The following is a 23,170-nucleotide window of genomic DNA, read 5'->3' on the forward strand; positions in this document are numbered from 1 at the left end:
CGCTGGTGGCTAATTGCCGGTGTTGCCGCCGCCGCTGCCCTTGCCGTCGTCGCCGTGGATCGTCATCGAAACCTCCTTGGTGCTTTGAGTACGCGGCGTAACTTATCGGCACTGTGGGTGACAGTTGAGGAAGGGGGCGCTCGGCTCGGATATCCACTCCCGCTAGAGTGGCGGTGGCTTTTCCCTGGAGCGCCTACGGTTCAGGGAGTCGAACGTGTCCGATGAAGAGGATCTGCAGCCTCTGCTCAAGTACGCCCGGGAAGGGTGCGTCGGCCTCTCGGTCGTGGTCGTCGTTGCCGAGATGAAGGCGGGCCGGGGCGCGACCTTCACCGAGATGACCACCGCGCTGCTGTCCGTGGTCGGCGAGCTGATCGACCGCGGCGCGGTTCCTGGTGATCTGGTCGACGAGGAACCTTGCTTCGTGGCCTGGTCGGGGTCGAAGAGCGAGATTCTCGGGCGCCTGGCCTGCGAGATCAAGACGTTGGGAGGGATACCGGCGACCGGGGAGGTCTGCTGGATCCATGACCCTGCCGCGACCGAGTTCACCACAAGCCACCTGTAGCTCAATGCGCTACAGGTGGCTACACTTGCTCTCATGAAGGTGATCACCCAGCGCGAGTTTCGCAACAACTCCGCTGCCGTCATGGATGCCGTCGAGGCCGGCGAGGTCTACCACGTCACTCGCAACGGTGTCGAAGTGGCTGAGCTGCGGCCGATACCTCGTAGGCGGCGTCTGACCGCCGAGGAGCTCGTCCAGAAGCATCGAGGGTTGCCCAAGGTCGCGGCGGCCCAGATGCGACAAGAAGCTGACGAGTTCTTCGGTACCGAGGATCGTGTCGATTCTGGCGATGTGTGGGAGAGCGGTCGTGGTTGAGCGTCACGAGGCGGGTGTGCTCGACACCTGCACCTACATCGACCTCGGTCTGCTCGAGCCCTCGGCTTTGCCTCGTATGCCGGAACTCACGGCGATCACCATGGCCGAGCTTCATCAAGGGGTGGCGATGGCGAAGGATCCCGCGGTTCGCGCGGCGCGCACCGAGAAGCTCGGCGCTGCGATCGTCGACTTCACTCCTCTGCCGTTCGATGGCGATGCCGCTGCCCGTTATGGAACGCTGGTCGCGCTGGTTCTCGCGGCGAACCGGGATCCGAAGCCCCGGCGGATGGACCTGATGATCGCCGCCATCGCGTCTTCGCGAGAGCTGCCGCTGTATACACGGAATGAAGACGACTTCAAGGGGTTGGACACCATGGTCGAGGTCGTTGGTATCTGAACTTCCCTCAGGCCCATCCGCCGATGGATTGTCCGCGTAAGAACTGATGGAACTACTTCCAGTGGCAGATTCTCAGGTTGTCCAAGTTATTCGCCGTAGTCGAATCCGCACTTGATCTCAGTGTGCCAACACCGCATCCACAGCTCTGTGGGAGACGCCGAACTGGGTCGCCTGGTTTCTTGGGCGACCCAGTTCGTTCAGCGTGTCTCTCGAGTTCACCAGCCGCGTTCGCGCCACTCCGCCAGCTGACCCCGCTGCTCACCCAGCGTCGAGTCGTCCCCGTGCCCCGGGTAGAACCAAGTCTCGTCCGGCAGTTCGCCGAAGATCCGCGTCTCGACATCGTCCAGAAGCGACGTGAAATCCGAAGGCGAACCCGTCTTCCCGACACCGCCGGGGAACAGCGAGTCGCCGGTGAACAGGTGCGGATGTCCGTTCGGGTCGCGGTACAGCAGCGCGATGGAGCCGGGGGTGTGGCCGCGCAGGTGGATCACCTCGAGGGTGATCTGCCCGACCTTGATCGTGTCGCCGTGTTCGACGAGGAAGTCCGGCGGGATCGGCAGCGGTCCGGCGTCCAGGGGGTGGGCGGCGGTGTTCGAGCCGTTCGCGCCGGCGACGGCGCCGAGGGCCTGCCAGTGGTCCTGGTGCTGGTGGGTGGTCACGACGGTCCTCAGCGCGGGCCGGTCGGGGCCGTGGCCGATGAGGTCGGAGATCCGTTCCGGGTCGTTCGCGGCGTCGATCAGCAGCGCCTCGTTTTCGGTGCGGCAGACCAGCAGATACGCGTTGTTGTCCATCGGGCCGACCGACAGCTTCGTGATGGTGAGCGCGTCCAGGGTGCGACGGGCGGCGTCGCCGCCGGGGTCGACGTGCCCGGTGTAGGTCTCGACGATGTTCACACCGCACACGGTAGTCGTTCGCCTGCAATCGGTTCCACCCGCACAGGCGGCGCACAGGTGCACGACGTAGGCTCGCGTCGCCCCGCCATCCGAACCACAGGACGCTCGTGCCCGACGCCTCGCCGCGCGCCCCGCGCAAGATCAGCTGGGACGTCCTTCGCGTTGTCGCCGTCTTCGCGGTCATGCTCGGACACGTCACCCATCAGGGGGCGCTTCTGCATCCGGAACTGGTGGGGTACCCCTTTCGGGTAACGGCACAGTTCGGTGCGGCCATCCTTCTGGTGATCTCCGCCTTCTTCGTGTGCGCGAGCCTGCGCAAGGGACGCCCGGGGCGGTGGCTGTGGAGCCGGGTCGCGCGGCTGGTGCCCGCGTACCTGGTGGCGGTCACCGTCACCTACGTCGTCGCCCGGTACGCGACGATCCGGTTCAGCGGCCTGCCGTTCCCGCCGGGCCTGTCCGGGTTCCTGTTCGGTGTCCCGCAGGGCCCGCCGACCGACCCGTCGCCCTGGTACATCCCCACCGGCGCCGACCTGCTCGGCAACCTGGGCATGGTCCAGGAATGGGGCTGGCGTTACGAGCTCTTCTACTACCTCGACGGTGCCTACTGGACGCTGCCGGTGCAGCTCATCGCGTTCACCGCCGCGGCCCTGCTGTGGCCACGCCGGTGGCGTACGCACCGGCTCACGGTCGCGCTGCTCTGGGCGCTGATCCTGGTGCCGCTCTTCCTCCGGTTCGTCGTGTTCGACCCGGTTTCCACTCCGAAGCTCGTCGAGACCTTCTACTACGGCCTCGGCCTGCACCGCGTGCATGTCTTCGCCATCGGCATCGCGATCTGGCTGTGGGCGAAACGACGGCTGGCGCACTGGCATCTCGCGCTGTTCGTGCTCGCCGCCTGCGCCGCCCAGGACCTGCAGGTCTTCCCGTTCCACCAGGCCCTGCCGAACGATCCGGAGCGCTGGCCCTCGGCCATCGGGTTCGCGATCATGCTGCTGCTGGTGTGCCTGGCCGCGCGCGGACCGGACTGGCGGTTCCCCGGTCTCGCCAGGATCGCCCCGGCTGTCACCTGGCTCGCGGGCATCTCGTATGGTCTTTATCTGGTGCACCAGGAACTCGGTTACATCCTGGCCCGTGCCCTGCTGAACGTCGGCGTCCCCGGCTGGCTGCGGCTCCCCATCGTGCTGGCCGCCGCCGTCCTCGGGGGCTGGGCGATCACCGCTGGCGTGGAACGGCCGGTCCACCGGTGGCTCACCGCTCGCCGGGATCGACGCGATAAGCCTGGAAAACCGCAGGTCAAGGACTCGGAACCAGTTTCTGTCGGTGGTGCCTCGTAGCATGGAAGCGGCCGCCCGTGCAGCTATCGACCGGGCCGGCGACCGCAGCTGAGAATGAAACCTGAAGGGACCCTGGCGTGGCTGATCGCCTCGTTGTTCGCGGCGCCCGCGAGCACAACCTCCGCGGTGTGGATCTCGACCTGCCCCGCGACAGCCTGATCGTGTTCACCGGTCTGTCCGGGTCCGGGAAGTCGAGCCTCGCCTTCGACACCATCTTCGCCGAAGGCCAGCGCCGCTACGTCGAGTCGCTGTCGGCGTACGCGCGCCAGTTCCTCGGCCAGATGGACAAGCCGGACGTCGACTTCATCGAGGGCCTTTCGCCCGCGGTGTCGATCGACCAGAAGTCCACCTCGCGCAACCCGCGTTCGACCGTCGGCACCATCACCGAGGTCTACGACTACCTGCGCCTGCTCTACGCCCGCGCCGGCAAGGCGCACTGCCCGCAGTGCGGCGAGGCGATCAGCAAGCAGACCCCGCAGCAGATCGTCGACCAGGTGCTCGCGATGGAGGAGGGCACCCGCTTCCAGGTGCTCGCGCCGGTCGTGCGCGGGCGCAAGGGGGAGTACCTCGACCTCTTCGAGAACCTGCAGCAGCAGGGCTACGCGCGGGTCGTGGTGGACGGGACGATCCACCCGCTCACCGACCCGCCGAAGCTGAAGAAGCAGGAAAAGCACCAGATCGCCGTCATCATCGACAGGCTTTCGGTGAAGACGAGCTCACGGCAGCGCCTCACCGACTCGGTCGAGACGGCGCTCCGGCTGGCCGACGGCCTGATCGAGCTGGAGTTCGTCGACCTGCCGGAGAACGATCCGCATCGCGTACGCGGTTTCTCCGAGAACCTGGCCTGCCCCAACGGCCACCCGCTGGCGATCGAAGACCTCGAGCCGCGATCGTTCTCGTTCAACGCCCCGTACGGCGCCTGCCCCGACTGCACCGGTATCGGCGTCCGCAAGGAGGTCGACCCGGAGCTCGTGGTCCCGGACGACGAGATGTCCCTCGGCGAGGGCGCCATCGCGCCGTGGGCGGGCGGCCAGAGCGCGGACTACTTCATCCGCCTGCTCGAATCGCTGTCCGAGACCATCGGCTTCCGGATGGACACGCCGTGGCGCAAGCTGCCGGCGAAGGTGCAGAAGGCCGTCCTGCACGGCGTCGACGAGCAGGTCCACGTCCGCTACAAGAACCGCTACGGCCGTCAGCGTTCGTACTACGCGAGCTTCGAGGGTGTCATCCCGTTCCTCGAGCGGCGCCAGGAGCAGACCGAGTCCGAGTACATGCGCGAGCGGTACGAGGGCTACATGCGCGAGGTGCCGTGCCCGGCCTGCCAGGGCACGCGGCTCAAGCCGGAGATCCTCGCCGTCACCCTGGAGCACAAGACCCAGGGCGACCGGTCGATCGCCGAGGTCTGCGCCCTCTCGATCGCCGAGGCGTCGCAGTTCCTGGACGAGCTTGAGCTCGGCAAGCGCGAGCAGGTCATCGCCGGCGCGGTGCTCAAGGAGATCCAGGCGCGGCTGCGCTTCCTCCTCGACGTCGGCCTCAACTACCTCTCGCTCGACCGCGCCTCCGGGACGCTGTCCGGCGGCGAGGCGCAGCGCATCCGGCTCGCCACGCAGATCGGTTCCGGTCTGGTCGGCGTGCTGTACGTGCTGGACGAGCCGTCGATCGGGCTGCACCAGCGAGACAACCACCGCTTGATCGAGACGCTGGTCCGCCTGCGCGACCTGGGCAACACGCTGATCGTCGTCGAGCACGACGAGGACACCATCCGCTCCAGCGACTGGGTGGTCGACATCGGCCCGGGCGCCGGCGAGCACGGTGGCCACATCGTCCACAGTGGACCGTACAAGAAGATCCTGCGGAACAAGGAATCGATCACCGGCGCGTACCTGTCGGGCCGCACCAAGATCGAGGTCCCGGCGATCCGGCGCCCGATCGACAAGAAGCGTCAGCTGACCGTCGTCGGCGCGCGCGAGCACAACCTGCGCGGGCTCGACGTGTCGTTCCCGCTCGGCTGCCTCGTGTCGGTCACCGGTGTCTCGGGTTCCGGGAAGTCCACGCTGGTCAACGACATCCTCGCGACCGTCCTGGCGAACAAGCTCAACGGCGCGCGTCAGGTCCCCGGCCGGCACACCCGCGTCAACGGGCTGGCCAACGTGGACAAGCTGGTCCGCGTCGACCAGTCGCCGATCGGCCGCACCCCGCGGTCCAACCCGGCGACCTACACCGGCGTCTGGGACCACGTGCGCAAGCTGTTCGCCGCGACCACCGAGGCGAAGGTGCGCGGCTACCAGCAGGGCCGGTTCTCGTTCAACGTCAAGGGCGGCCGGTGCGAGGCCTGCGCCGGTGACGGCACGATCAAGATCGAGATGAACTTCCTGCCGGACGTCTACGTCCCGTGCGAGGTCTGCAAGGGCGACCGGTACAACCGCGAGACCCTCGAGGTGCACTACAAGGGCAAGACCGTCTCCGACGTGCTGAACATGCCGATCGAGGAGGCGGCCGAGTTCTTCGAGCCGATCAAGGCGATCCACCGGCACCTGGCCACCCTCGTCGACGTCGGCCTCGGCTACGTCCGGCTCGGGCAGCCCGCGCCGACCCTGTCCGGCGGTGAGGCGCAGCGCGTCAAGCTGGCCAGCGAGCTGCAGAAGCGGTCCACCGGCAAGACGGTCTACATCCTCGACGAGCCGACGACCGGTCTGCACTTCGAGGACATCAGCAAGCTGATCGGCGTGATCAACGGGCTTGTGGACAAGGGCAACACGGTGATCGTCATCGAGCACAACCTCGACGTCATCAAGACCTCGGACTGGATCATCGACATGGGTCCCGAGGGCGGTTCGGGCGGTGGCACCGTGATCGCGGTGGGCACTCCGGAGCACGTCGCCTCGGTTGAGGAGAGCTACACCGGTCAGTTCTTGAAGACCGTTCTCGCTTGAGTCACCTCGTGCTATGAAAGGTCCTTTCCTTGCAAATTTTGCAAGGAAAGGACCTTTCATAGCATCCGGAGGGGGAACTACCCCTTACCGCTCACGAGGTCCAGCACGGGCGAGGCGGGCCCGTAGTAGAAGGCGCGCAGCCGGTACGAGGCGCCTTCCTCACCCGGCATGGTGGCGAGCCCGGCCGACGTCGTCCCCGGATCGGACACCTCGATCGGCACGAACCCGTCCGCGCCGGGCTTCTTGATCTCCACCAGGAAACCGTCCTCGTCGCTGGAGCGATCGGCCCAGCTGAACCGCACCATCTCCTCCGGCGCGGGCTCGGCCTTGAACGACGCCGGGGCGGCCGATCGATCGCCCGCCCGCAGCGGCACGGCGGGTCCGGAAACGGCGGGGGTCGAGGGTCCGGAAACCGTCACGGCGTCCGAAACGGCACCGTAGAACGGCCGGATCCGGTAGTAGAACCGCGTTTCCGGCATCAGATCCGGATGCCGGAAGGTCGTCTGCCGTGGCGGCACGAACTGCAGGATCGTGTATTCGCCGTGCGGATCGGTCGTGTATTCGACGATCCTGCCCGCGGCGCCCGGATCGTCGTCGGGCCAGCTCAGGTCGACGTTCACCGGATCCGTCAGCGTCGCGGTGAAACCGGGTTCCTCGCCACATCCGGACACGAAAGCGACCGTCAGCAGAACGGCCGCGAGTTTCCTTGGCACGCCGAGACCCTCCCGGGAATCAGGCGGCGGCGGAATCCGGAGGCGTCAGCATACGAGCGCGTCCGGTGATCGACAAGAGCTCGGTTGAACCGCATCCCCCGGTCATCCGTGTGGGAGGCAAGAGGAGGCGGCCATGGAGAACCGAGGAGAGGCCGGTGCCGATGCACAGTTCGATCGCGGCGGGCGCCGAACGATCCACTCTGCCCCTGCGGGTTGCAGTACTGTCCTCGCCGACCCAGAAGACCGTCGGGAGGACGCGAGTGGCGATCGGAGGCTGGCGGCCCAAAAAGGCCAAAGGCGAGGACTTGGTCAGGCACTTGTACGCCGAACACGGGCGAAGCCTGCTGGCGTACGCGACAAGGCTGACCGGGGACCGCGCGGCCGCGGAGGACGTCGTGCAGGAGACCTTGGTCCGGGCTTGGAAACATGCCGAAGACCTGGAGAACGACGCGAAGGGATCGGTGCGGGGCTGGCTGCTCACGGTCGCCCGGAACATCATCACCGACCGCGCGCGGGCCAGGGCGGCCCGGCCACCGGAAGTGGCGGAGCCGGCGGAAGGCGTGCCCACCCCGGCGGTGGAGCGGGACCACGCGCAAGGCGTCGTGGACTCCATGGCCGTACTCGGGGCCATGGACGGCCTGTCCACGGAACATCGTGAGGTACTGGTGGAGATCTATTACCGGGGCCGGACGGTGGCCGAAGCGGCGAAATCCCTGGGCGTCGCCCCGGGTACCGTTAAGTCGAGATCTTATTACGCGTTACGGGCGCTCAGAGCCGTGATGTCCGGACCCGGGAAGGAGGTAGCGCGATGAGTGCGGTGGGACACGACCAGGGCCAGCTCGCCGCCTATGTCCTCGGCGGCCTGACTCAGGCGGAAGCGGCCACGTTCGAGACGCATCTGGCGAACTGCCCGACGTGCCGTCGTGAGGTGCGCGAGCTGTCGGAGCTGCGCCACCACCTCGACGAGGTGCCCCCGGAGGCGTTCCTCGAAGGACCGCCCGACGGCGGAGATCTGCTCCTGCAGCGCACGCTGCGTCAGGTGCGCGAAGAAGAGGGCACCCAGGAGCGCAAACCGCGGCGGCTCCTCGCCGTGGCCGGTGCGGCCGTGCTGGTCGTGGTGGCGCTCGGCGCGGGTGTACTCGTCGGACGGCAGACGTCGCCCGAACCGTCGACGGTGGCCTTGCCGGTGCCGACGGCGACCGCTCCGGTGCCCGGCACCCGCGACCTCGCGGCGACCAACCGGGACACGGGTGTGCAGTTGGCGGTCCGGGTGGTCCCGGCCGCGGGCTGGGTGCGGCTGCACGCCAAGGCGACAGGTGTCCGCGAAGGCGAGAAGTGCGCGCTCATCGTCGTGACGAAGAGCGGAGAGCGGGTCAACGCCGGCAGCTGGCTCGTTTCGGAGAAGGGACAGCGTGAGGGCACCGGTGTCGACGGTTCCGCGCTGGTCGCCCCCGGCGACGTGGCCTCGGTCGACGTCGTGACGATGGACGGCCGGAACCTGGTGTCGGCGCAGGTATGACGGGTTCGCTCACGGGTCGCGGAGGCGGTTGGTACCGCTTCCGCGACACGTGGGTGCTGCCCGCCTCGCCCAAGGCGGTCTTCGACGCGGTCGTCGACTTGGCCGCGTACCCGCTGTGGTGGCGCGACGTGCGTTCGGTCAGCCGGGTCGACGAGGACACCGCCGAACTCGTCTGCCGCTCCAGGCTGCCGTACGCGCTGACCGTGCGGATGCACCGAGACCGCCAGGACGAGCGCGAGGGGCGGCTGCGAGTGCTGCTCAGCGGTGACCTCGAAGGGACGCTGGCCGGTGCGCTGGTCGCGGTGGGAAGCGGCACGAGACTGGAGATCACGCAGGAGGTCGAGGCGCGGAAACCGTTGCTGCGCAAGCTCGATCGTGTCGCCAGGCCGGTCTTCCGGATCAACCACGCCCTCATGATGCGACGGGGGCAACAGGGATTGCAGGGATATCTGGGGCGCTAAGCTCCCGCCATGCGTGTCGCCACCGTGCAGCCGTTCACCGCCCCCGCCGACCTCGCCGCGAACATCACCGAACACGCCAGGCTCCTCCGGATCGCGGACGCCGATCTCTGCGTGTTCCCGGAACTCTCCCTGACCGGTTTGGAATTCGAGGCGCTCGCCGCCGACCCGGGACTCTGGCTGACCCCGGACGACCCACGTCTCGAACCGCTTCGGGAGGCTTGCCGGGCGAGCGCCGTCCACGCCGTCATCGGACTGCCGCTGGTGGAGGACGGGCACCGGCACATCGGTTCGCTCGTCCTCGGCCCCGGCGGGGAAACCGTTGCCACCTATGCGAAACGGAACCTGCACAACAGCGAGGAAGAGCTCTTCGAACCGGGCACGCGGCAGGTGATCGTCGAGGTCGGCGGTAGGCGCCTCGGTCTGGCGATCTGTCTCGACGCCGCGAACCCGGACCACGCGCGGGAACTCGCCGAGGCGGGCGCCGACGTCTACGTCCTCAGCGCGCTCTTCAGCGAGGGGCAGGAAGACCGGTTGCTCGATCAGGTCGGCGTCGCCGCCGGATACGGGATGTGGGTGGTGCTTTCCCAGTACTCCGGCAAGACCGGCGGCATGGCCGCGTTCGGCGGCAGCGGGGTCTGGAGACCCGGAGGCGCCGCCGAGGTGCGTCTCGGCGGCGAGGTCTCCGAGTGGGCTTACGCGACGATCGCCCCCTGAACCTTTCGGGCGCGAAGGAGCAGTGTCGCGGCAAAGACGGCGAGAGCGAGCAGTCCGGCGCTCAACGCGTACGCCGCTCGATACCCGCTAGCGAGTGCTTCAGGCATCGCGGCTCCTTCGGCCAGCAGTGATCCAGTGCGCGAAGCGGCGGTGGTCGCGAGCACGGCCGTCCCGATCGCCGCGCCGATCTGCTGCGTGGTGTTGATCAGCCCCGAGGCGACTCCGGCGTCGGCAGGGGAGACGTCGGACATCGCCTGCCCCATCAGCGCCGGCATCGCCGCGCCGAACCCGATGCCCATCAGCACGAGCGCGGGCAGGACGTCCGTCGCGTAGTCGCCGTCGGCCTGGACGGTGGCGAGGAAACCGAGCGCCAGCGCGACCAGCGAGAGCCCGCCGGCGAGGACCGTCCGTGCCCCGAAGCGGTGGTTCAGCCGCTCGGCGAAGACCAGCGACATCACCGCGATCGAAAGCGGGGCGGGCAGGAACGCGAACCCGGTGCTCAACGCGTCGAGCCGGAGCACGCGCTGCAGGTAGAGCGCGGTGATGAACTGGAAGCCGAACAACCCGGCCACCATCAGGACCATCACCGTGTTCGCCCCGGACACCGCGCGGAGGCGGAAGATCCGCAGCGGCAGCAACGGGCGGCGTGCCTTGGCCTGCCGCAGCACGAACCCGGCGAGCAGGAGCAGCGACACCGCGAGCAGGCCGAGCGTGCGGACGTCGGCCCAGGTGTACTCCTCGGCCTTGACGATCGTGTAGATCAGCAGCATCAGGCCGCCGGTGACCAGTCCGGCGCCGGTGACGTCCGTGCCGTCGCGCAGGCCAGGGCCTCGATCGTCCGCGAGCAGCCGGACGGCGAGCGCCAGCGCGATCGCGCCGATCGGCAGGTTGACGAAGAACGTCCAGTGCCAGTCGAGCAGCTGGGTGAGCGTCCCGCCCGCGATGAGCCCGATCGACGATCCGGCGGCCTGGGTGAAGCTGTAGACGCCGATGGCCTTCGCCCGTGCCCGCGGTTCCGGGTAGAGCGTGGTGATCATGCCGAGTACGACGGCCGACGCCAGCGCGCCGCCGGCGCCCTGCAGGAAGCGGAATCCGATGAGCTGCGCCTGGTCCTGCGCGATTCCGCAGAGCAGCGAGGCGAGCGTGAACAGGCCGAGCCCGGCGAGGAACACCCGTTTCCGGCCGATCAGGTCGCCCAATCTACCGGACAACAGGAGCAGCCCGGCGAAGGCGATCAGGTAGGCGTTGACCACCCAGGCCAGCGTCGAGGGCGTGAAGCCGAGGTCGTTCTGGATCGCGGGCAACGCGACGGCGACGATCGAACCGTCGAGGACGACCATCAGCGAGACGGCGCAAAGCACGGCCAGTGCGAGGGCGCGCTGAGACACAGATAACCCCTTTTTCCCAGGTGATGCCTTGGTGCATCACTTGTAACAGCGCCCATCTTGTGTGACTCTGTTCCTCGCCGGAAGGAGGCACTTTCATGTCCCAGGGGAACAGCGATGTGACCGCGCAGGCCAGGGTCGTCGATCCCGAAAAACTCGAGGTGTGCACCGTGCTCGAGGTGATCAACCGGATCAGCGGCAAGTGGGCGATCGGCATCCTGCTGGAGGCCACGCGCGGTCCCGTGCGGTTCACCGAGCTGGAGCGCTCGGTGGAGGGGATCAGCAGGCGGATGCTCACCTTGACGTTGCGGAATCTCGAACGCGACGGCCTGCTCGTGCGCACCGTGTACCCGACGGTGCCGCCGAAGGTGGAGTACGAGGCCACGGCGATGGCGAAGGAGCTGTACGCGTCGCTGAGCGGCCTGCTGAGCTGGGCCGAGCGCCATCGTGACTCGATCGCCGAGTCCCGTGTCGTCTACGACGAGAAGGTCAGCGCCTGACGTCCGCCGCGTGCACGGCACGCTGGACGTGCGAGCACAACATGGCGAAGTACATCTTGTGGAACGGCAGGTCCGTGCTGTTCTTCGCGGACCAGCTTTCCCAGAGCCCGCCCGGCCGCAGATAGCGTGACGTGTACGCGGTGGTGAGGTCGGTGTCGATGTGGTGCAGGGCCGCGAGCGCCCATTCCTGGTCGTAGCGCAGGTCCGGCCGCGCGAGGTAATGGTCCAAATAGGACACGAGGATCTCGGCGTCGGCGATCGTGCCGAACCGGGCGAGCGCGAAACAGTAGCCCTGCCCGGCGAAGACCAGCCCGCTTTCCAGGAACAGCTCGCGGATACGGCCGCGCCACGCGGTGCGGCGGTCGACGCCGATCAGCCAGGCCGCGGTGATCCGCGGCCGCCAGTCCGCCGCGAGCAGTTCGCCGAGTTCGTCGTCGGTGATGGTCCGCGCGTCCTCCACGAGGTCGCGCAGGAACCGCTCGCGTTCGGGGTCGGTCATCATCCCGTCGAAATTGCCGTGCAGCAGCTTCGAGTACCGCGAGAGCACGTAGCGGTCGATGGCGTCCGGCATGCCGTTCAGCTTCCCAGAAAAGAGGAACCGCGGTGCGAGGACGGGGGCCCCTCGCACCGCGGTTCCGGTCTGTCGCCGGGCGCTACGCGTGCGCCACGGCCTTCTCCCTGTCGCCGTCGGGATCCTTCGGCGTGTCGGAATGGTCGTCGATCAGGGTGGCTTCGTCGAACGGGGCCTGTCCGCTGAAGACACGGTTGGCCTGATCCCGGTCGAACTCCTTGGTCCACGTTCCGACCAGGACGGTCGCGACGGCGTTGCCCGCGAAGTTCGTCAGCGCGCGGGCCTCGGACATGAACCGGTCGATGCCGAGGATGAACCCGACGCCGTCGACCAGTTCCGGCCGGTGCGACTGGAGACCGCCCGCGAGGGTGGCGATCCCGGCGCCGCTCACGCCCGCCGCGCCCTTCGACGCGATGATCATGAACAGCAGCAAGGAGATCTGCTCGCCGACACCCAGCGGCTGGTCCTGCGCGCTGGCGATGAACAGCGTCGCCATCGTCAGGTAGATGGCCGTGCCGTCGAGGTTGAACGAGTAGCCGGTGGGCACGGTGATGCCGACGACCGGTTTGGACACCCCGAGGTGCTCCATCTTCGCGATCAGCCGGGGCAGAGCCGACTCGGACGACGACGTCGACAGGATCAGCAGGAACTCACGGCCGAGATAACGCAACAACGTGAAGATGTTGATCCGCGCGCCGAGCCACAGGACCGTGCCGAGCACACCGAACACGAACACCAGGCAGGTCAGGTAGAAGCCGATCATGATGACGGCGAGGCTGCGCAGCGCGCCCCAGCCGGTTTCGCCGACCACCGCGGCGATCGCGCCGAACGCGCCGACCGGGGCCGCCCACATGATCATGGCGAGGATACGGAACACGAGCCGCTGGATGTGCTCGATGCCGCGGCGGATCGGCTCGCCCTTGGTGCCCAGCTTCTGCACGGCGAAGCCGGCGAGGAGCGCGACCAGGAGCGTCTGGAGCACCTGGCCTTCGGTGAAGGCGGAACCGAAGCTGGTGGGGATGATGCCCATCAGGAAGTCGACGGTGCCTTCGCCGCCTTCCGCCTGCTTGTGCGCCTTCGCGGCGGCCGCGGGGTCGAGGTGCAGGCCCTCACCCGGGTGCAGGAGGTTGCCCACGACGAGGCCGATCGCGAGCGCGAACGTCGACATCATCAGGAAGTAGCCGAGCGACAGCAACCCGACCTTGCCGACCTTCGCGGCCTTCGCCACCGATCCGATGCCGAGCACGATGGTGCAGAAGATGATGGGGGAGATCATCATCTTGATCAGGTTGACGAAGCCCGTGCCGAGCGGCTTGAGCTCCTTGGCCAGACCTGGCGCCGCGAACCCGACGATGACGCCGAGGACGACCGCCGCGATCACGGCCAGGTACAGGTAGTGCATCTTGTCGCGGCGTCGTGGCGCCGCTTCCGGCGTTGTAGGCACCTTTGCCTCCAGCTCAGGGGGGTGTCCGTGGGATTGCCGGTCACTATCACCCGGGCTGGTGAGCTGGGTCACGGTTGTGTTCATTGAGTTCGCACGAGTGGTTTCCGGGGAATTCCGGCCGGGCGCGCCGCACGGCCCGGCGCCGGTGTGCTGGTATGGGCGGGTGCCCTCGACGACGCGGATCCGGACCAGGCGCGGCAGTCTCGCCCGTCAGCTGCTGATTCTGCAGCTCGTGGTGCTTTTCGTGCTCGTCGCGGCCGGGGTGACCTTCGCGTACCTCGATTCGGTCAGGGCCACCGAGGACCGGGCGCGGGACAAGGTGACCGCGGTCGCCGAAGCGGTGGCGGACGCCCCTGGTGTTCTCGCCGCACTGTCCACATCGGAGCCGACCCGGACCCTGCAGCCGTTCGCGCAGAGTGTCCGCGCGGACACGGACGTGGACTTCGTGACCATCATGGACAAGAACGGCATCCGCTACACGCACCCGAATCCGGCGCTGATCGGGCAGCCGTTCATCGGCAACATCGGCGAGGCGCAACGTGGCGGCAAGGTCCTCGAGACCTACGCCGGTTCGCTCGGCCCGTCCGAACGCGTCGTGGTCCCGGTGCGCGGCGCCGCCGGGCAGGTCGTCGCGCTGGTGTCGGTCGGCATCACCGTCGAAGCGATCGACGCGGAACTGCGGGAACGCCTGTGGCCCTTGATCGGGGTCGCGATGGCGGTGCTGGTGGTCGGCGGGATCGGCAGCTATCTCGTCAGTGCCCGGCTCCGGCGGCAGACCAGGGGGATCGCGCCGGAGGAACTGAGCAACCTGTTCGAATACCACGAAGCCGTGCTGCATTCCGTGCGCGAGGGGCTGCTGCTCGTCGGCGGGGACGGGCGAGTGGTGCTGTGCAACGACGGGGCACGGGCGCTGCTGGGTGTCGCCGAGGACGCCGTCGGCCGTGAACTGTCCGCATTGGACATTCCCGAAGACCTCGTCGAAGCGTTCACCTCGGGGGAGGAGCGCACCGACGAACTGCATCTCACCGAGGCCAGGGTGCTCGTGGTCAGCACGTCGCCGGTGCGCTCGCGCGGGAAGGCGATGGGCACCGTGGTGATCCTGCGCGATCACACGGAACTCCAGGCGCTGACCGGGGAACTGACCACGGTGCGCGGACTGGCCGAGGCGCTGCGGTCGCAGGCGCACGAAGCGGCGAACCGGCTCCACACCGTCGTTTCCCTGGTCGAGATCGGCCGCCCCGAACAGGCCGTCGAGTTCGCGACCGAAGAACTCGCGCTGGCACAGGAACTCACCGACCGCGTCGTCGGCGCGGTCGCCGAACCCGTGCTCGCGGCGCTGCTGCTGGGCAAGGCGGCGGAGGCGAGCGAACGCGGCGTCGAGTTCACGATCACGCCCGACACCGTCATGGAGGACTCGGACACCGGCGTCCCGCCTCGGGATCTGGTGACCATCCTCGGGAATCTGATCGACAACGGCATCGACGCGGCGGCGGGCAACGCCTGCCAGGGCGGACGGCCCGGGGTCGAGGTGACCGTCCGCGCGGATGCCGACGGGTTGCTGCTGCGGGTCGCCGACACCGGGCCGGGCGTCGAGGACGTCGAAGAGGTGTTCCGGCGCGGGTGGTCCACCAAACCCGAGGACGGGCACGGACTCGGCTTGGCACTGGTGGGTCAGGCGGTGCGGCGGCACGGTGGGACGATCGACGTCGGCCGCGACGAGGGCGCGGTGTTCACCGTTCGCCTGCCGCCGAAGGAGCCCGCGCGATGATCAAGGTGCTGGTCGTCGAGGACGAACCGGTGGCCGCCGACGCGCATCGGGTGTACGTCGAGCGGATGCCCGGCTTCACCGTGGCCGGGGTCGTGCACTCCGGCGGCGACGCCCTGCGGTTCTGTGAACGCGAACCGGTCGACCTGGTACTGCTGGACTTCTACCTCCCGGACACGCACGGCCTCGCCGTCTGCCGGTCGCTGCGCGCGGCCGGCCTCCCGATCGACGTCATCGCCGTGACCTCGGCGCGGGATCTGGCGCTGGTGAAGGCCGCCGTGTCGGTCGGCGTGGTGCAGTACCTGCTGAAACCGTTCACTTTCGCCTCGCTGCGGGAAAAACTGGAGCGCTACGCGGAGTTCCACGGCGCTTCGGGTGAAGTCACCGGACAGGCCGAGATCGACCGCGCGCTCGGCACCCTGCGCACCACCGAGCGGCAGGCGCTGCCGAAGGGGATGAGCGGGCAGACCCTGGAGGCGATCACCGAAGTCCTCGCCTCGGCCGCCGACGGCCTCTCCGCCGGAGCGGCCGCGACCGCCATTGGCGCCTCCCGCGTCACCGCGCGCCGCTACCTCGAGTACCTCGCCGACAACGGCCTCGCCCAGCGTGAGCCCCGCTACGGCCAGGTCGGCCGCCCCGAGGTCTGGTACAAGCCGAAAACCGTATAACGGCCTATACGGCGGCCCGCGGGCTACCTTGGGATCGTGAAGATCGGCGAACTCGCGCGGAAGGCCGGGGTCAGCGTCCGCGCGCTGCGCTATTACGAGGAAGAGGGCTTGATCAGCCCGGGCCGCGAAGGCAACGGCTATCGCGACTTCTGCGAAGGCTCGGTCGAGGCGGTCCTGCAGATCCGCGGGATGCTCGACGCCGGACTGCCGGTGCGGCTGATCCGTGAGGTCCTGCCGTATCTCGACGGACCGGAGGAGGTCCGGCCGAAGGAACCGTGCGAGTACATGATCGGCGAGGTCGCGCGGCAGCGGGAAGTGCTCGATCGCCGGATCGCGCTCATGACGCGCAATCGCGACGCCCTCGACGCGTACCTGCGCGACTTGACCCTGACACAAACGTGAGGGTTTTAGCGTGCGGGCATGACTTCGATGCGCGCGCTGCGACAGGACTCCGCGAACGGTCCTGAAGATCTCCACCTCGTCGCCGATGCCCCCGTTCCGGCGCCGAGACCAGGCGAAATCCTTCTGAAGGTCACTGCGGCGGGCGTCAATTTCGCCGACGTCATGCAGACGCGGGGGACGTACGAGGACGGTCCGGAAGCCCCGTACATCGCCGGGTTCGAGGCGGCAGGCGAGGTCGTGGCTGTCGGCGACGGGGTGACCGCGCCCGCGGTCGGCGACCACGTCGTCGGGACCGGCGGAGGGGCGTTCGCCGAGTACATGGTCATGCGCGCGGCCGGCGCGGTCCCGGTGCCGTCGGGCTGGTCGGACGAGCAGGCGATCGGGCTGATCCTGAACTGGGTCACGGCTCTCGCCGCGCTCAAGCCGCTGGGGCGGCTGGCCCCCGGCGAGACCGTGCTGGTGCAGGCGGCGGCGGGCGGGGTCGGCCAGGCCGCGGTCCGGCTGGCCAAGCACTACGGGGCGACCGTCATCGGCACCGCGTCGCCGGGCAAACACGACGTGGTGCGGAGCCTTGGCGCCGATCGTGTCCTCGACTACGGGGCTGATCCGGGGACGGCCGACCTGGTGCTCGAATCGGTCGGTGGAGCGGCCTTCGCCGTCAGTCTCGCCGCGGCCAAGCGGGTCACCGGGCGGGTCGTGGTCTACGGCGTCGCCGGGGGCGAGGTCGCGATCACCAACCGGGACTTGAACTTCCGGCGGCAGATCCACGTGATCGGACTGCATCTCGGCGTCCTGATCGAGCACGCGCCCGCGATCTTCGCGGAGCTGATGGCCGAACTGCGCGCCCTGATCGCGGCCGGCGTCTGCGTGCCGGGGACGCCGACGGCGTACGACCTCGCGGACGGGCCGAAGGCGCTCGCGGAACTGGAGGCGCGGGCGACCTCGGGAAAGCTGGTGCTACGGCCTTGAGCACGGCATGGTCGTATGCGGACATGCGCATGTCAATAGGTCGAAAGTGTTGGTAAATCACCAGCTGGCTGACGCGACGAAAGTCGGTGCCGAGTCGTGGCCGGGGCTCCTAAATTCACGAACCATTCCGTTGTCCTCACAAGGAGTGGGTCCATGGCAAGGAAGTTCTTCGTCTCGGCGTCCGTGAGCTTGGCGCTGCTGGCCGTCCCGGTCACCGCGGGCCAGGCCACGGCGGCGGTCCAGCCTGCTCAGAAGGCCGCGGCGGCGACCACGGTCTACTACGACGCCTCGGGGGCGCCCAGCTTCCGGGCCGCCATCCAGGCCGGCGTGGCGAACTGGAACAACTCGGTGTCGAACGTGAAGCTGCAGGAGAGCTCCTCGGGCGCCACCCTGCGCTACACCGAGGGCAACGACCCCTCGGGTTCGTACGCCGAGACCGACGGCCACGGCCGCGGCACCATCTTCATCGACTACACGCAGGCGCAGCAGTACAACCAGACGCGGATCGCCGCGCACGAGACCGGCCACGCGCTCGGCCTGCCGGACAACTACCAGGGCCCGTGCTCCGAACTGATGTCCGGCGGCGGCCCCGGCCCGTCCTGCACCAACGCGACGCCGAACGCCCAGGAGATCTCGCGGGTGAACTCGCTGTGGGCCAACGGCCTCGTCGCGGCGGGCGCCATCCAGCGGATCTACAACTGACGCTTCTGGTCCCTCGTGAGTGGTAAGGACGGTTCTAACCGTCCTTACCACTCACGAGAACTCGTAGGCGCCCGCGTCCACCGCCGCGCCGGAGTACACGGTGTTCCCGTCGACGTCGCGGTCGTCGTACTTCGTGGTGCCGAGGTCGATCGCCGGGCTGCCCGCCCGCAGGATCAGGTTCGTGGCAGAGGTGAACCTCGGATCCGCGACCTTGTCCGTCGTGCCCGGCGTGAACTGCCGGAGCCCGCCGAAGTACACATTGTGGTCGGTCGCCGTGAAGGTCGCGTCCGCGTAGCCGACCTTGTACGCCGCCTGGACGACGTTCTGCGTCATCGTCAGCATCTGGTTCGTGCAGCCGCCGTAGCAGACGAAACCCTCCGCCTCGGCGTTCGGGAGCCGGAGCGAGTTGTTGCGGAACACCGTGCCGAGCACCGGCCCGTTGCCGTCCTCCGCGCCGCGCGTGATGATCCCGCCGCGTGTCTTGGCGCCGAAGATCGCGTTGTACTCGAAGACGTTGCCGGTCGAGACGCCGTCCGGGTCCTGCCCGTCCGTTCCGAGCTCGGTGAAGGTCTCGTTGTCCTCGGAGATGTTGTGGTGGATGATGTTCCGGGAGCCGTAGAAGATCTCGACCGCGGCGCCGTCGAGGCCGCCGAAGTCGTCGGCCTTCGCGATCGACCCGCTGATCCGGTTCCAGCCGATGTCGGAGTCGTTGCCCTGGACCAGCACGGCGAACGCGCCGGAGTCGTCGTTGCCGCCCGGCGTCACCACGGTCATGTGGTTGTTGTCGACGAGGTCGTTCTGCGTGACTTCGGTGCCGTCGGCCGAAGGTGCGATGTACACGCCCGCGCCGGCACCGGTGATCAGGTTCGACAACACCTTGTTGCGATCGCCGGACACCTTCACCCCGGCCCACGAACAGCGCCCCGCGTCGGCCGCGACGCCGATCTGCAGGTCCTTCACCACGTTGTCGTTGCCCGGAAGGTCGACGCACGCTTCCGCGTTGCCTTTGACGATCGGCCGCGCGCCGGTGCCGTACGCGCCGACCGTGACGCCCGATCCCTTGACCGTGAGACCGCCGGACCAGTTCCCGCCGCGACGCAGCAGGACGATGTCGCCCGCCGCGAACGTGGTCGCCGAAACCTTGGCCAGGGATTTCCACGGGGTCTGCTGAGAAGTGCCGCTCGCGGTGTCACTGCCGGAGACCTGGTCGACGTAGTAAGTCTTCGAAGCGGCTTCGGCCGTCTTGAACCCGGTGCACGCGACGGCGGCGAGCACGGCCACGGAAAGCAGTTTCCAGGACATGCGGCGGACCGTAACCACCTGCCGCACAAGGGTCGTACAAAGACCTCGGCGGCTTTAACATGATCGGATGCGTCGGGCGTCGCGGATTCTCGTACCGGCCGCGCTGCTGTTCAGCGCCATGGTGGCGAGCAGCGGGATCGCGTCCGCGCCGCCACCGCCGGTGGTTCCCGTCGCCGGGCTGAACGAGCTCTGGAACGCGTACGGCGATCAAGGCGGGCACTGGACCGGCGGGGATCGCACGGTGTCGGTCCCACTGCCGGACGGACGCACGGCGTGGCTGTTCTCGGATACCTTCCTCGGCACGGTGAACCCCGACCACAGCCGCCCGCGGGACAGCCCGATCGCGCGCAACACCCTGGTCGTCCAGCGGCCCGACGGCTCACTGGGGGAGACGCTGCACGGCGGCACCGCCGACGATCCGGAGGCGCTGATCGGTCTCGCGGGTTCGGACGAGCACTACTGGGTCGGCGACGGTGTGGTGCAGGGCGACGTCCTGCAGGTGCTTTACAACCGGTACAAGACGACGGGGTCCGGTGGCCTCGACTTCCGGAACACCGGGACTTCGCTGGCCACCTTCCGGCTGCCCGCGCTGACGCCGTCCGAGCTGCTGGTGATCCCGGTGAGCGACAAGGTCGCGTGGGGTTCGGAGCTGCTCGAAGACGGCGGATACACCTATGTCTACGGCGCCGAACAAGGCCACCTCCGGCTCGCCAGGGTGCCTGTCGGTGGCCTTCGCGGCCCTTGGCAGTTCTGGACCGGCGTCGGCTGGTCGCCCCACGAGGAGCACTCCGCCAGGATGCTGCCCGGCGTCGGGACGGCGTTCTCGGTGACCCGCGTCGGCGGCGAATACGTGCTGATCACCATGGACACCAGCCCCGGGTTCAGCCCGGTGATGCTCGCCTACACCGCTGGTTCGCCGACAGGCCCGTTCAGCGCTCCGGTGGTTCTGTATCGGGCACCCGAAGCGAGCGACCGGCGGATCGTCTACGACGCGACGGCGCATCCGCAGCTGAGCCGTCCCGGGAAGCTCACGGTGTCGTACAACGTGAACTCGCTCGACCACGGGGACAACATCGCGGACGTGCGGATCTACCGGCCGCGGTTCGTGGAGGTCGATTGGCCACCGTCCCCGCCGTGGTCGTGAGTGGCAGCCGAGGTACATGAAGGCCCCCTTCCTGTACTTAGGCGCAAGGATGGGGGCCTTCATGTACTGGGCATGGTGTGAAGGTCGAGTTTCCTCGGCTGAGCCGAGGGAAGGGATCCTTCACGCGCAGCCCGTGTGACCGGCGTGGGAGCGAGAGTCTGGTTGTCGTCGTGGTGGCCGTCCTGGTCTTGAACCTTGATCGTGCCGGTCGCGCCCCGGGGGTGGACGAGCGAGTGGGGAAGATCCTGGACGTTGGACGGCCGGAATCTTCCCCACTCGCCCAAGACGACAGCCGGCATCAGCTTTACTGCCCCGTCTCCCTCACCGACGGGGCCGAGTGTGGAGGATTCAGGACGCACAACGTCCCGAATCCTCCACACTCGGTCCCGGCCACGCCAGTGGGTCAGCGAATACGGGTTTACCAAGGAGGCCTTCACGGAACTGATCGCCCCTCACGACTCGAATGACACTCGCGGCGTCATTCCAGGACGCGGTCGTCCCGCGGCGCTTCGATGGCCAGGGAAGCCGATGTGCCGTCAGTGAGCTGGTTCAGCCGCGTCATGGTCCGGTCCAGCTGCTCCGCCAGCCGCGGGATGGTGCTCGACGGGAGATAGGCCTCGGCACCGGCGTCGAGAAGACGCCGGACCGGGCCTTCGTACTTGACGCCGAGTTCGGCGTCTTCGATCTCCGTGATCACGATCCGCGCCTTCGGGTACAGCGCGCGGAAGTTGCCGATCAGTTGCGGGCTGCCGGGAGGTACCAGCAGGACATCGACGGTCGGGGGCGCCGAGTGCAGGTCCAGGACGAGGTACCCGGGGCCGAGCCGCTCGGACAACGCGTCGCGCGCCGACGCCGACAGCTTCATGGCGGTGGCCACGACCGTGATGTCCTCGGACTCCGCGGACGAGAAGGATTCCTGACGGGAAACGCCGGAAATCGTCCCGATCGTCTCGCCGTTCCTGGTGATGGTCACCTCCTCGCCGGGGCGGAGGGTGTCGATGAGGGCGACGAGTTCTTCAGGAAGCTGGGAGGCCTCGACCCACTGATCACTCATCACCCCATCATGGCCCGACTTCTAGCGAGGCCGCCCGGGGACTCCGGGCCGGGTCTGCCACGGGTGCGGTCCGTCGAGCGGCCGGTATTCGACACCCAATGCGTCCAGCCGCGGCAGGTGGTGGTCCCGCAGCCGCGGCAGGAACTCCGCGTAATCCCGTCCGTCCGGGTCGCTCCACGCCACCTCGGCGAAAGCGCACAGGCGCGGGAAGGCGACGTAGTCCACGCGCCGCACGGTGTCGAGGTGCTCGGACCACACCTGCGCCTGCGCGCCGAGAATCGCCTTCCCCTCGGGGTAATCGGCGGGCACCGGCTCGTAACCGTAGAAACTCTCCAGCGTGCTCAGGTAGCCGACGGGGATCGGTTCGTCGGGGTGGTCGGACTGCCGGTGGTCCAGGTACACGTGGTCCTCCGGGCACATGACGACGTCGTGCCCGGCGGCCGCCGCACGGGCACCGGCCGCCTCGCTCTGCCACGAGCCGATGACCATCGGCGGCAGATCGCCCGCTTCGAGCACCTCGTCCCAGCCGAGCGGACGACGTCCTCGTTCGACGAGGTGCCGCGCGATCTCCCGGACGAATCGGCCGTGCTCCTCGGTCGCACCGGGCACCTCGTCGCCGCCGAGCGCGATGACCTCGGACGGGAAGATGTCCAGCACGTGGTCGAAGACGCGTTTGAAGAAGTCCACTGTGGACTTATCGGTGTTCAGCAAGGACGTGCTGATACCCCAGCTCGTCCAGACCTCCCACGGTTCGTCGGTCTCCGGCCCGAGTTCGGGATAGGCGGCGATCGCGGCCCTGGCGTGGCCGGGGATGTCGACCTCCGGGACGACCGTCACCGAACGCGCGGCGGCGTACGCGACGATCTCGCGGAGATCGTCGGCCGAGTAGAACCCGCCGTGCGGCCGTCCGTCGCGCTCCGGACCGTCGTGCCGTCCGACCATCGACGACTTCCGCCAGCCGCCGACCTCGGTCAGCCTGGGGAATTCGGGGATCTCGATCCGCCAGCCCTGGTCGTCGGTCAGGTGCAGGTTGAGCACGTTGAGCTTGTGCGCGGCGATCAGGTCGATGAACCGCAGCACTTCGGCTTTGGTGCGGAAGTGCCTTGCCACGTCGAGTAAACAGCCGCGCCAGCCGAATCGTGGATGGTCGGTCACCACGCCGCACGGGATCGTCGCTTGTCCATTGTGGATGGAGGCGGCCCGGAACGCGTCCGGCCCGATGAGCTGCCGCAGGGTCTGGCGGCCGTAGAACTCGCCCGCCGCGTCGGCCGCGTGCAGGGTCACTCCGGACGGGTCGATCTCCAGCCGGTAACCCTCGGCAGGCAGCGTGACATCGCGACGAACGTCCACTTCGGATGGTACGGAGCAGTTTCCCGGCAGGGGTTCCACCGAGACGGGACGGGGGAGCAGAGTTTCGAAGCCAGGCATG

24 protein-coding genes are annotated in these 23,170 nt (G+C 68.2%); 16 read left to right on the plus strand and 8 right to left on the minus strand.

From position 1 onward, the window contains the following. Positions 1 to 214: 214 nt before the first annotated feature. From AJAP_RS13795 to AJAP_RS13805, 3 genes are read left to right on the plus strand one after another with little or no spacing between them, the layout of a single operon-like run. Entirely contained in the window at positions 215 to 562 is a 348-nt protein-coding gene (locus AJAP_RS13795; RefSeq protein WP_038511406.1) for a hypothetical protein, read from the plus strand. Between the two features lie 33 nt (positions 563 to 595). Continuing rightward, positions 596 to 874 (plus strand): type II toxin-antitoxin system Phd/YefM family antitoxin, encoded by a 279-nt coding sequence (locus tag AJAP_RS13800; protein WP_038511408.1) that lies wholly within the window; start codon positions 596 to 598, stop codon positions 872 to 874. After that, positions 867 to 1,271, plus strand: coding sequence for a type II toxin-antitoxin system VapC family toxin (locus tag AJAP_RS13805; protein WP_038511411.1), 405 nt, complete (start codon positions 867 to 869; stop codon positions 1,269 to 1,271). Before AJAP_RS13800 ends, AJAP_RS13805 begins: the two co-directional genes overlap by 8 nt. A 215-nt stretch (positions 1,272 to 1,486) precedes the next feature. Here AJAP_RS13805 and AJAP_RS13810 read toward each other — a convergent pair whose 3' ends face one another. Continuing rightward, entirely contained in the window at positions 1,487 to 2,164 is a 678-nt protein-coding gene (locus tag AJAP_RS13810; RefSeq protein ID WP_038511414.1) for an MBL fold metallo-hydrolase, read from the minus strand. Between the two features lie 107 nt (positions 2,165 to 2,271). On the opposite strand from AJAP_RS13810, the gene AJAP_RS13815 reads away from it, so the two are divergent. Both AJAP_RS13815 and uvrA read left to right on the plus strand, forming a co-directional pair. Beyond that, entirely contained in the window at positions 2,272 to 3,495 is a 1,224-nt protein-coding gene (locus AJAP_RS13815; RefSeq protein ID WP_038511417.1) for an acyltransferase family protein, read from the plus strand. Positions 3,496 to 3,572: 77 nt separating this feature from the next. Further along, positions 3,573 to 6,428, plus strand: coding sequence for an excinuclease ABC subunit UvrA (gene uvrA / locus AJAP_RS13820; protein ID WP_038511419.1), 2,856 nt, complete (start codon positions 3,573 to 3,575; stop codon positions 6,426 to 6,428). A gap of 77 nt (positions 6,429 to 6,505) precedes the next feature. On the opposite strand, the gene AJAP_RS13825 is transcribed toward uvrA, so the two are convergent. Beyond that, the gene (locus tag AJAP_RS13825) at positions 6,506 to 7,141 is read right to left on the minus strand and encodes a fibronectin type III domain-containing protein (RefSeq protein ID WP_038511422.1); all 636 of its coding nucleotides are present in this window, start codon (positions 7,139 to 7,141) and stop codon (positions 6,506 to 6,508) included. 260 nt (positions 7,142 to 7,401) lie between these two features. On the opposite strand from AJAP_RS13825, the gene AJAP_RS13830 reads away from it, so the two are divergent. From AJAP_RS13830 to AJAP_RS13845, 4 genes are read left to right on the plus strand one after another with little or no spacing between them, the layout of a single operon-like run. Continuing rightward, positions 7,402 to 7,953: a sigma-70 family RNA polymerase sigma factor gene (locus AJAP_RS13830; RefSeq protein WP_161791131.1), complete on the plus strand. Its 552-nt coding sequence runs from the start codon at positions 7,402 to 7,404 to the stop codon at positions 7,951 to 7,953. Next, complete coding sequence (locus tag AJAP_RS13835; RefSeq protein ID WP_038511425.1) at positions 7,950 to 8,660, plus strand: anti-sigma factor family protein; 711 nt, start codon at positions 7,950 to 7,952, stop codon at positions 8,658 to 8,660. The genes AJAP_RS13830 and AJAP_RS13835 overlap by 4 nt, the downstream gene beginning before the upstream one ends. Further along, positions 8,657 to 9,121, plus strand: a complete 465-nt coding sequence (locus AJAP_RS13840) for an SRPBCC family protein (RefSeq protein ID WP_038511428.1) — start codon at positions 8,657 to 8,659, stop codon at positions 9,119 to 9,121. The genes AJAP_RS13835 and AJAP_RS13840 overlap by 4 nt, the downstream gene beginning before the upstream one ends. 9 nt (positions 9,122 to 9,130) lie before the next feature. Next, positions 9,131 to 9,835: a carbon-nitrogen hydrolase family protein gene (locus AJAP_RS13845; protein ID WP_228694935.1), complete on the plus strand. Its 705-nt coding sequence runs from the start codon at positions 9,131 to 9,133 to the stop codon at positions 9,833 to 9,835. Here the strand turns inward: AJAP_RS13845 and AJAP_RS13850 are convergent. Continuing rightward, positions 9,814 to 11,223 (minus strand): MFS transporter, encoded by a 1,410-nt coding sequence (locus AJAP_RS13850; RefSeq protein WP_038511431.1) that lies wholly within the window; start codon positions 11,221 to 11,223, stop codon positions 9,814 to 9,816. The two genes, AJAP_RS13845 and AJAP_RS13850, sit on opposite strands and share 22 nt — an antisense overlap. 95 nt (positions 11,224 to 11,318) lie before the next feature. On the opposite strand from AJAP_RS13850, the gene AJAP_RS13855 reads away from it, so the two are divergent. After that, positions 11,319 to 11,720, plus strand: coding sequence for a winged helix-turn-helix transcriptional regulator (locus AJAP_RS13855; protein WP_038511434.1), 402 nt, complete (start codon positions 11,319 to 11,321; stop codon positions 11,718 to 11,720). Here the strand turns inward: AJAP_RS13855 and AJAP_RS13860 are convergent. Then, positions 11,710 to 12,291, minus strand: coding sequence for a DUF6000 family protein (locus tag AJAP_RS13860; protein ID WP_038511436.1), 582 nt, complete (start codon positions 12,289 to 12,291; stop codon positions 11,710 to 11,712). The two genes, AJAP_RS13855 and AJAP_RS13860, sit on opposite strands and share 11 nt — an antisense overlap. 82 nt (positions 12,292 to 12,373) lie before the next feature. Next, complete coding sequence (locus AJAP_RS13865) at positions 12,374 to 13,693, minus strand: cation:dicarboxylate symporter family transporter (protein ID WP_037345587.1); 1,320 nt, start codon at positions 13,691 to 13,693, stop codon at positions 12,374 to 12,376. A gap of 205 nt (positions 13,694 to 13,898) precedes the next feature. On the opposite strand from AJAP_RS13865, the gene AJAP_RS13870 reads away from it, so the two are divergent. The 5 genes from AJAP_RS13870 (at position 13,899) to AJAP_RS13890 (ending at position 18,241) form a co-directional block, all read left to right on the plus strand. Continuing rightward, positions 13,899 to 15,503 (plus strand): ATP-binding protein, encoded by a 1,605-nt coding sequence (locus AJAP_RS13870; protein ID WP_051972798.1) that lies wholly within the window; start codon positions 13,899 to 13,901, stop codon positions 15,501 to 15,503. Beyond that, positions 15,500 to 16,168, plus strand: coding sequence for a response regulator (locus AJAP_RS13875; RefSeq protein WP_037345590.1), 669 nt, complete (start codon positions 15,500 to 15,502; stop codon positions 16,166 to 16,168). Before AJAP_RS13870 ends, AJAP_RS13875 begins: the two co-directional genes overlap by 4 nt. Before the next feature lie 36 nt (positions 16,169 to 16,204). After that, on the plus strand, positions 16,205 to 16,570 hold the full coding sequence (locus tag AJAP_RS13880) for a MerR family transcriptional regulator (RefSeq protein ID WP_038511439.1): 366 nt from the start codon (positions 16,205 to 16,207) through the stop codon (positions 16,568 to 16,570). Between the two features lie 18 nt (positions 16,571 to 16,588). Continuing rightward, entirely contained in the window at positions 16,589 to 17,539 is a 951-nt protein-coding gene (locus AJAP_RS13885) for an alcohol dehydrogenase catalytic domain-containing protein (protein WP_038511442.1), read from the plus strand. Between the two features lie 153 nt (positions 17,540 to 17,692). Further along, positions 17,693 to 18,241 (plus strand): snapalysin family zinc-dependent metalloprotease, encoded by a 549-nt coding sequence (locus AJAP_RS13890; RefSeq protein ID WP_016335415.1) that lies wholly within the window; start codon positions 17,693 to 17,695, stop codon positions 18,239 to 18,241. Positions 18,242 to 18,292: 51 nt separating this feature from the next. Here the strand turns inward: AJAP_RS13890 and AJAP_RS13895 are convergent, their stop codons facing one another. Continuing rightward, positions 18,293 to 19,543 (minus strand): choice-of-anchor Q domain-containing protein, encoded by a 1,251-nt coding sequence (locus AJAP_RS13895; RefSeq protein WP_038511446.1) that lies wholly within the window; start codon positions 19,541 to 19,543, stop codon positions 18,293 to 18,295. Positions 19,544 to 19,610: 67 nt separating this feature from the next. On the opposite strand from AJAP_RS13895, the gene AJAP_RS13900 reads away from it, so the two are divergent. Beyond that, complete coding sequence (locus AJAP_RS13900) at positions 19,611 to 20,687, plus strand: DUF5005 domain-containing protein (protein WP_038511449.1); 1,077 nt, start codon at positions 19,611 to 19,613, stop codon at positions 20,685 to 20,687. Between the two features lie 478 nt (positions 20,688 to 21,165). On the opposite strand, the gene AJAP_RS13905 is transcribed toward AJAP_RS13900, so the two are convergent. Then, positions 21,166 to 21,741, minus strand: coding sequence for a hypothetical protein (locus tag AJAP_RS13905; RefSeq protein ID WP_038511451.1), 576 nt, complete (start codon positions 21,739 to 21,741; stop codon positions 21,166 to 21,168). A 21-nt stretch (positions 21,742 to 21,762) separates the two neighbouring features. Further along, entirely contained in the window at positions 21,763 to 23,169 is a 1,407-nt protein-coding gene (locus tag AJAP_RS13910) for a beta-N-acetylhexosaminidase (protein WP_148311506.1), read from the minus strand. Position 23,170: the final 1 nt, after the last annotated feature.

This window comes from Amycolatopsis japonica (genome assembly GCF_000732925.1).
GTDB classification, from domain to species: domain Bacteria; phylum Actinomycetota; class Actinomycetes; order Mycobacteriales; family Pseudonocardiaceae; genus Amycolatopsis; species Amycolatopsis japonica.

Coding starts and splice junctions, on each gene's coding strand:
- AJAP_RS13800 (WP_038511408.1), top strand. CDS start 596: ATGAAGGTGATCACCCAGCGCGAGTTTCGCAACAACTCCGCTGCCGTC.
- AJAP_RS13835 (WP_038511425.1), top strand. CDS start 7,950: ATGAGTGCGGTGGGACACGACCAGGGCCAGCTCGCCGCCTATGTCCTC.
- AJAP_RS13840 (WP_038511428.1), top strand. CDS start 8,657: ATGACGGGTTCGCTCACGGGTCGCGGAGGCGGTTGGTACCGCTTCCGC.
- AJAP_RS13845 (WP_228694935.1), top strand. CDS start 9,131: ATGCGTGTCGCCACCGTGCAGCCGTTCACCGCCCCCGCCGACCTCGCC.
- AJAP_RS13855 (WP_038511434.1), top strand. CDS start 11,319: ATGTCCCAGGGGAACAGCGATGTGACCGCGCAGGCCAGGGTCGTCGAT.
- AJAP_RS13860 (WP_038511436.1), bottom strand. CDS start 12,291: ATGCCGGACGCCATCGACCGCTACGTGCTCTCGCGGTACTCGAAGCTG.
- AJAP_RS13865 (WP_037345587.1), bottom strand. CDS start 13,693: ATGCACTACCTGTACCTGGCCGTGATCGCGGCGGTCGTCCTCGGCGTC.
- AJAP_RS13875 (WP_037345590.1), top strand. CDS start 15,500: ATGATCAAGGTGCTGGTCGTCGAGGACGAACCGGTGGCCGCCGACGCG.
- AJAP_RS13885 (WP_038511442.1), top strand. CDS start 16,589: ATGACTTCGATGCGCGCGCTGCGACAGGACTCCGCGAACGGTCCTGAA.
- AJAP_RS13890 (WP_016335415.1), top strand. CDS start 17,693: ATGGCAAGGAAGTTCTTCGTCTCGGCGTCCGTGAGCTTGGCGCTGCTG.
- AJAP_RS13895 (WP_038511446.1), bottom strand. CDS start 19,543: ATGTCCTGGAAACTGCTTTCCGTGGCCGTGCTCGCCGCCGTCGCGTGC.
- AJAP_RS13900 (WP_038511449.1), top strand. CDS start 19,611: ATGCGTCGGGCGTCGCGGATTCTCGTACCGGCCGCGCTGCTGTTCAGC.
- AJAP_RS13905 (WP_038511451.1), bottom strand. CDS start 21,741: ATGAGTGATCAGTGGGTCGAGGCCTCCCAGCTTCCTGAAGAACTCGTC.
- AJAP_RS13910 (WP_148311506.1), bottom strand. CDS start 23,169: ATGCCTGGCTTCGAAACTCTGCTCCCCCGTCCCGTCTCGGTGGAACCC.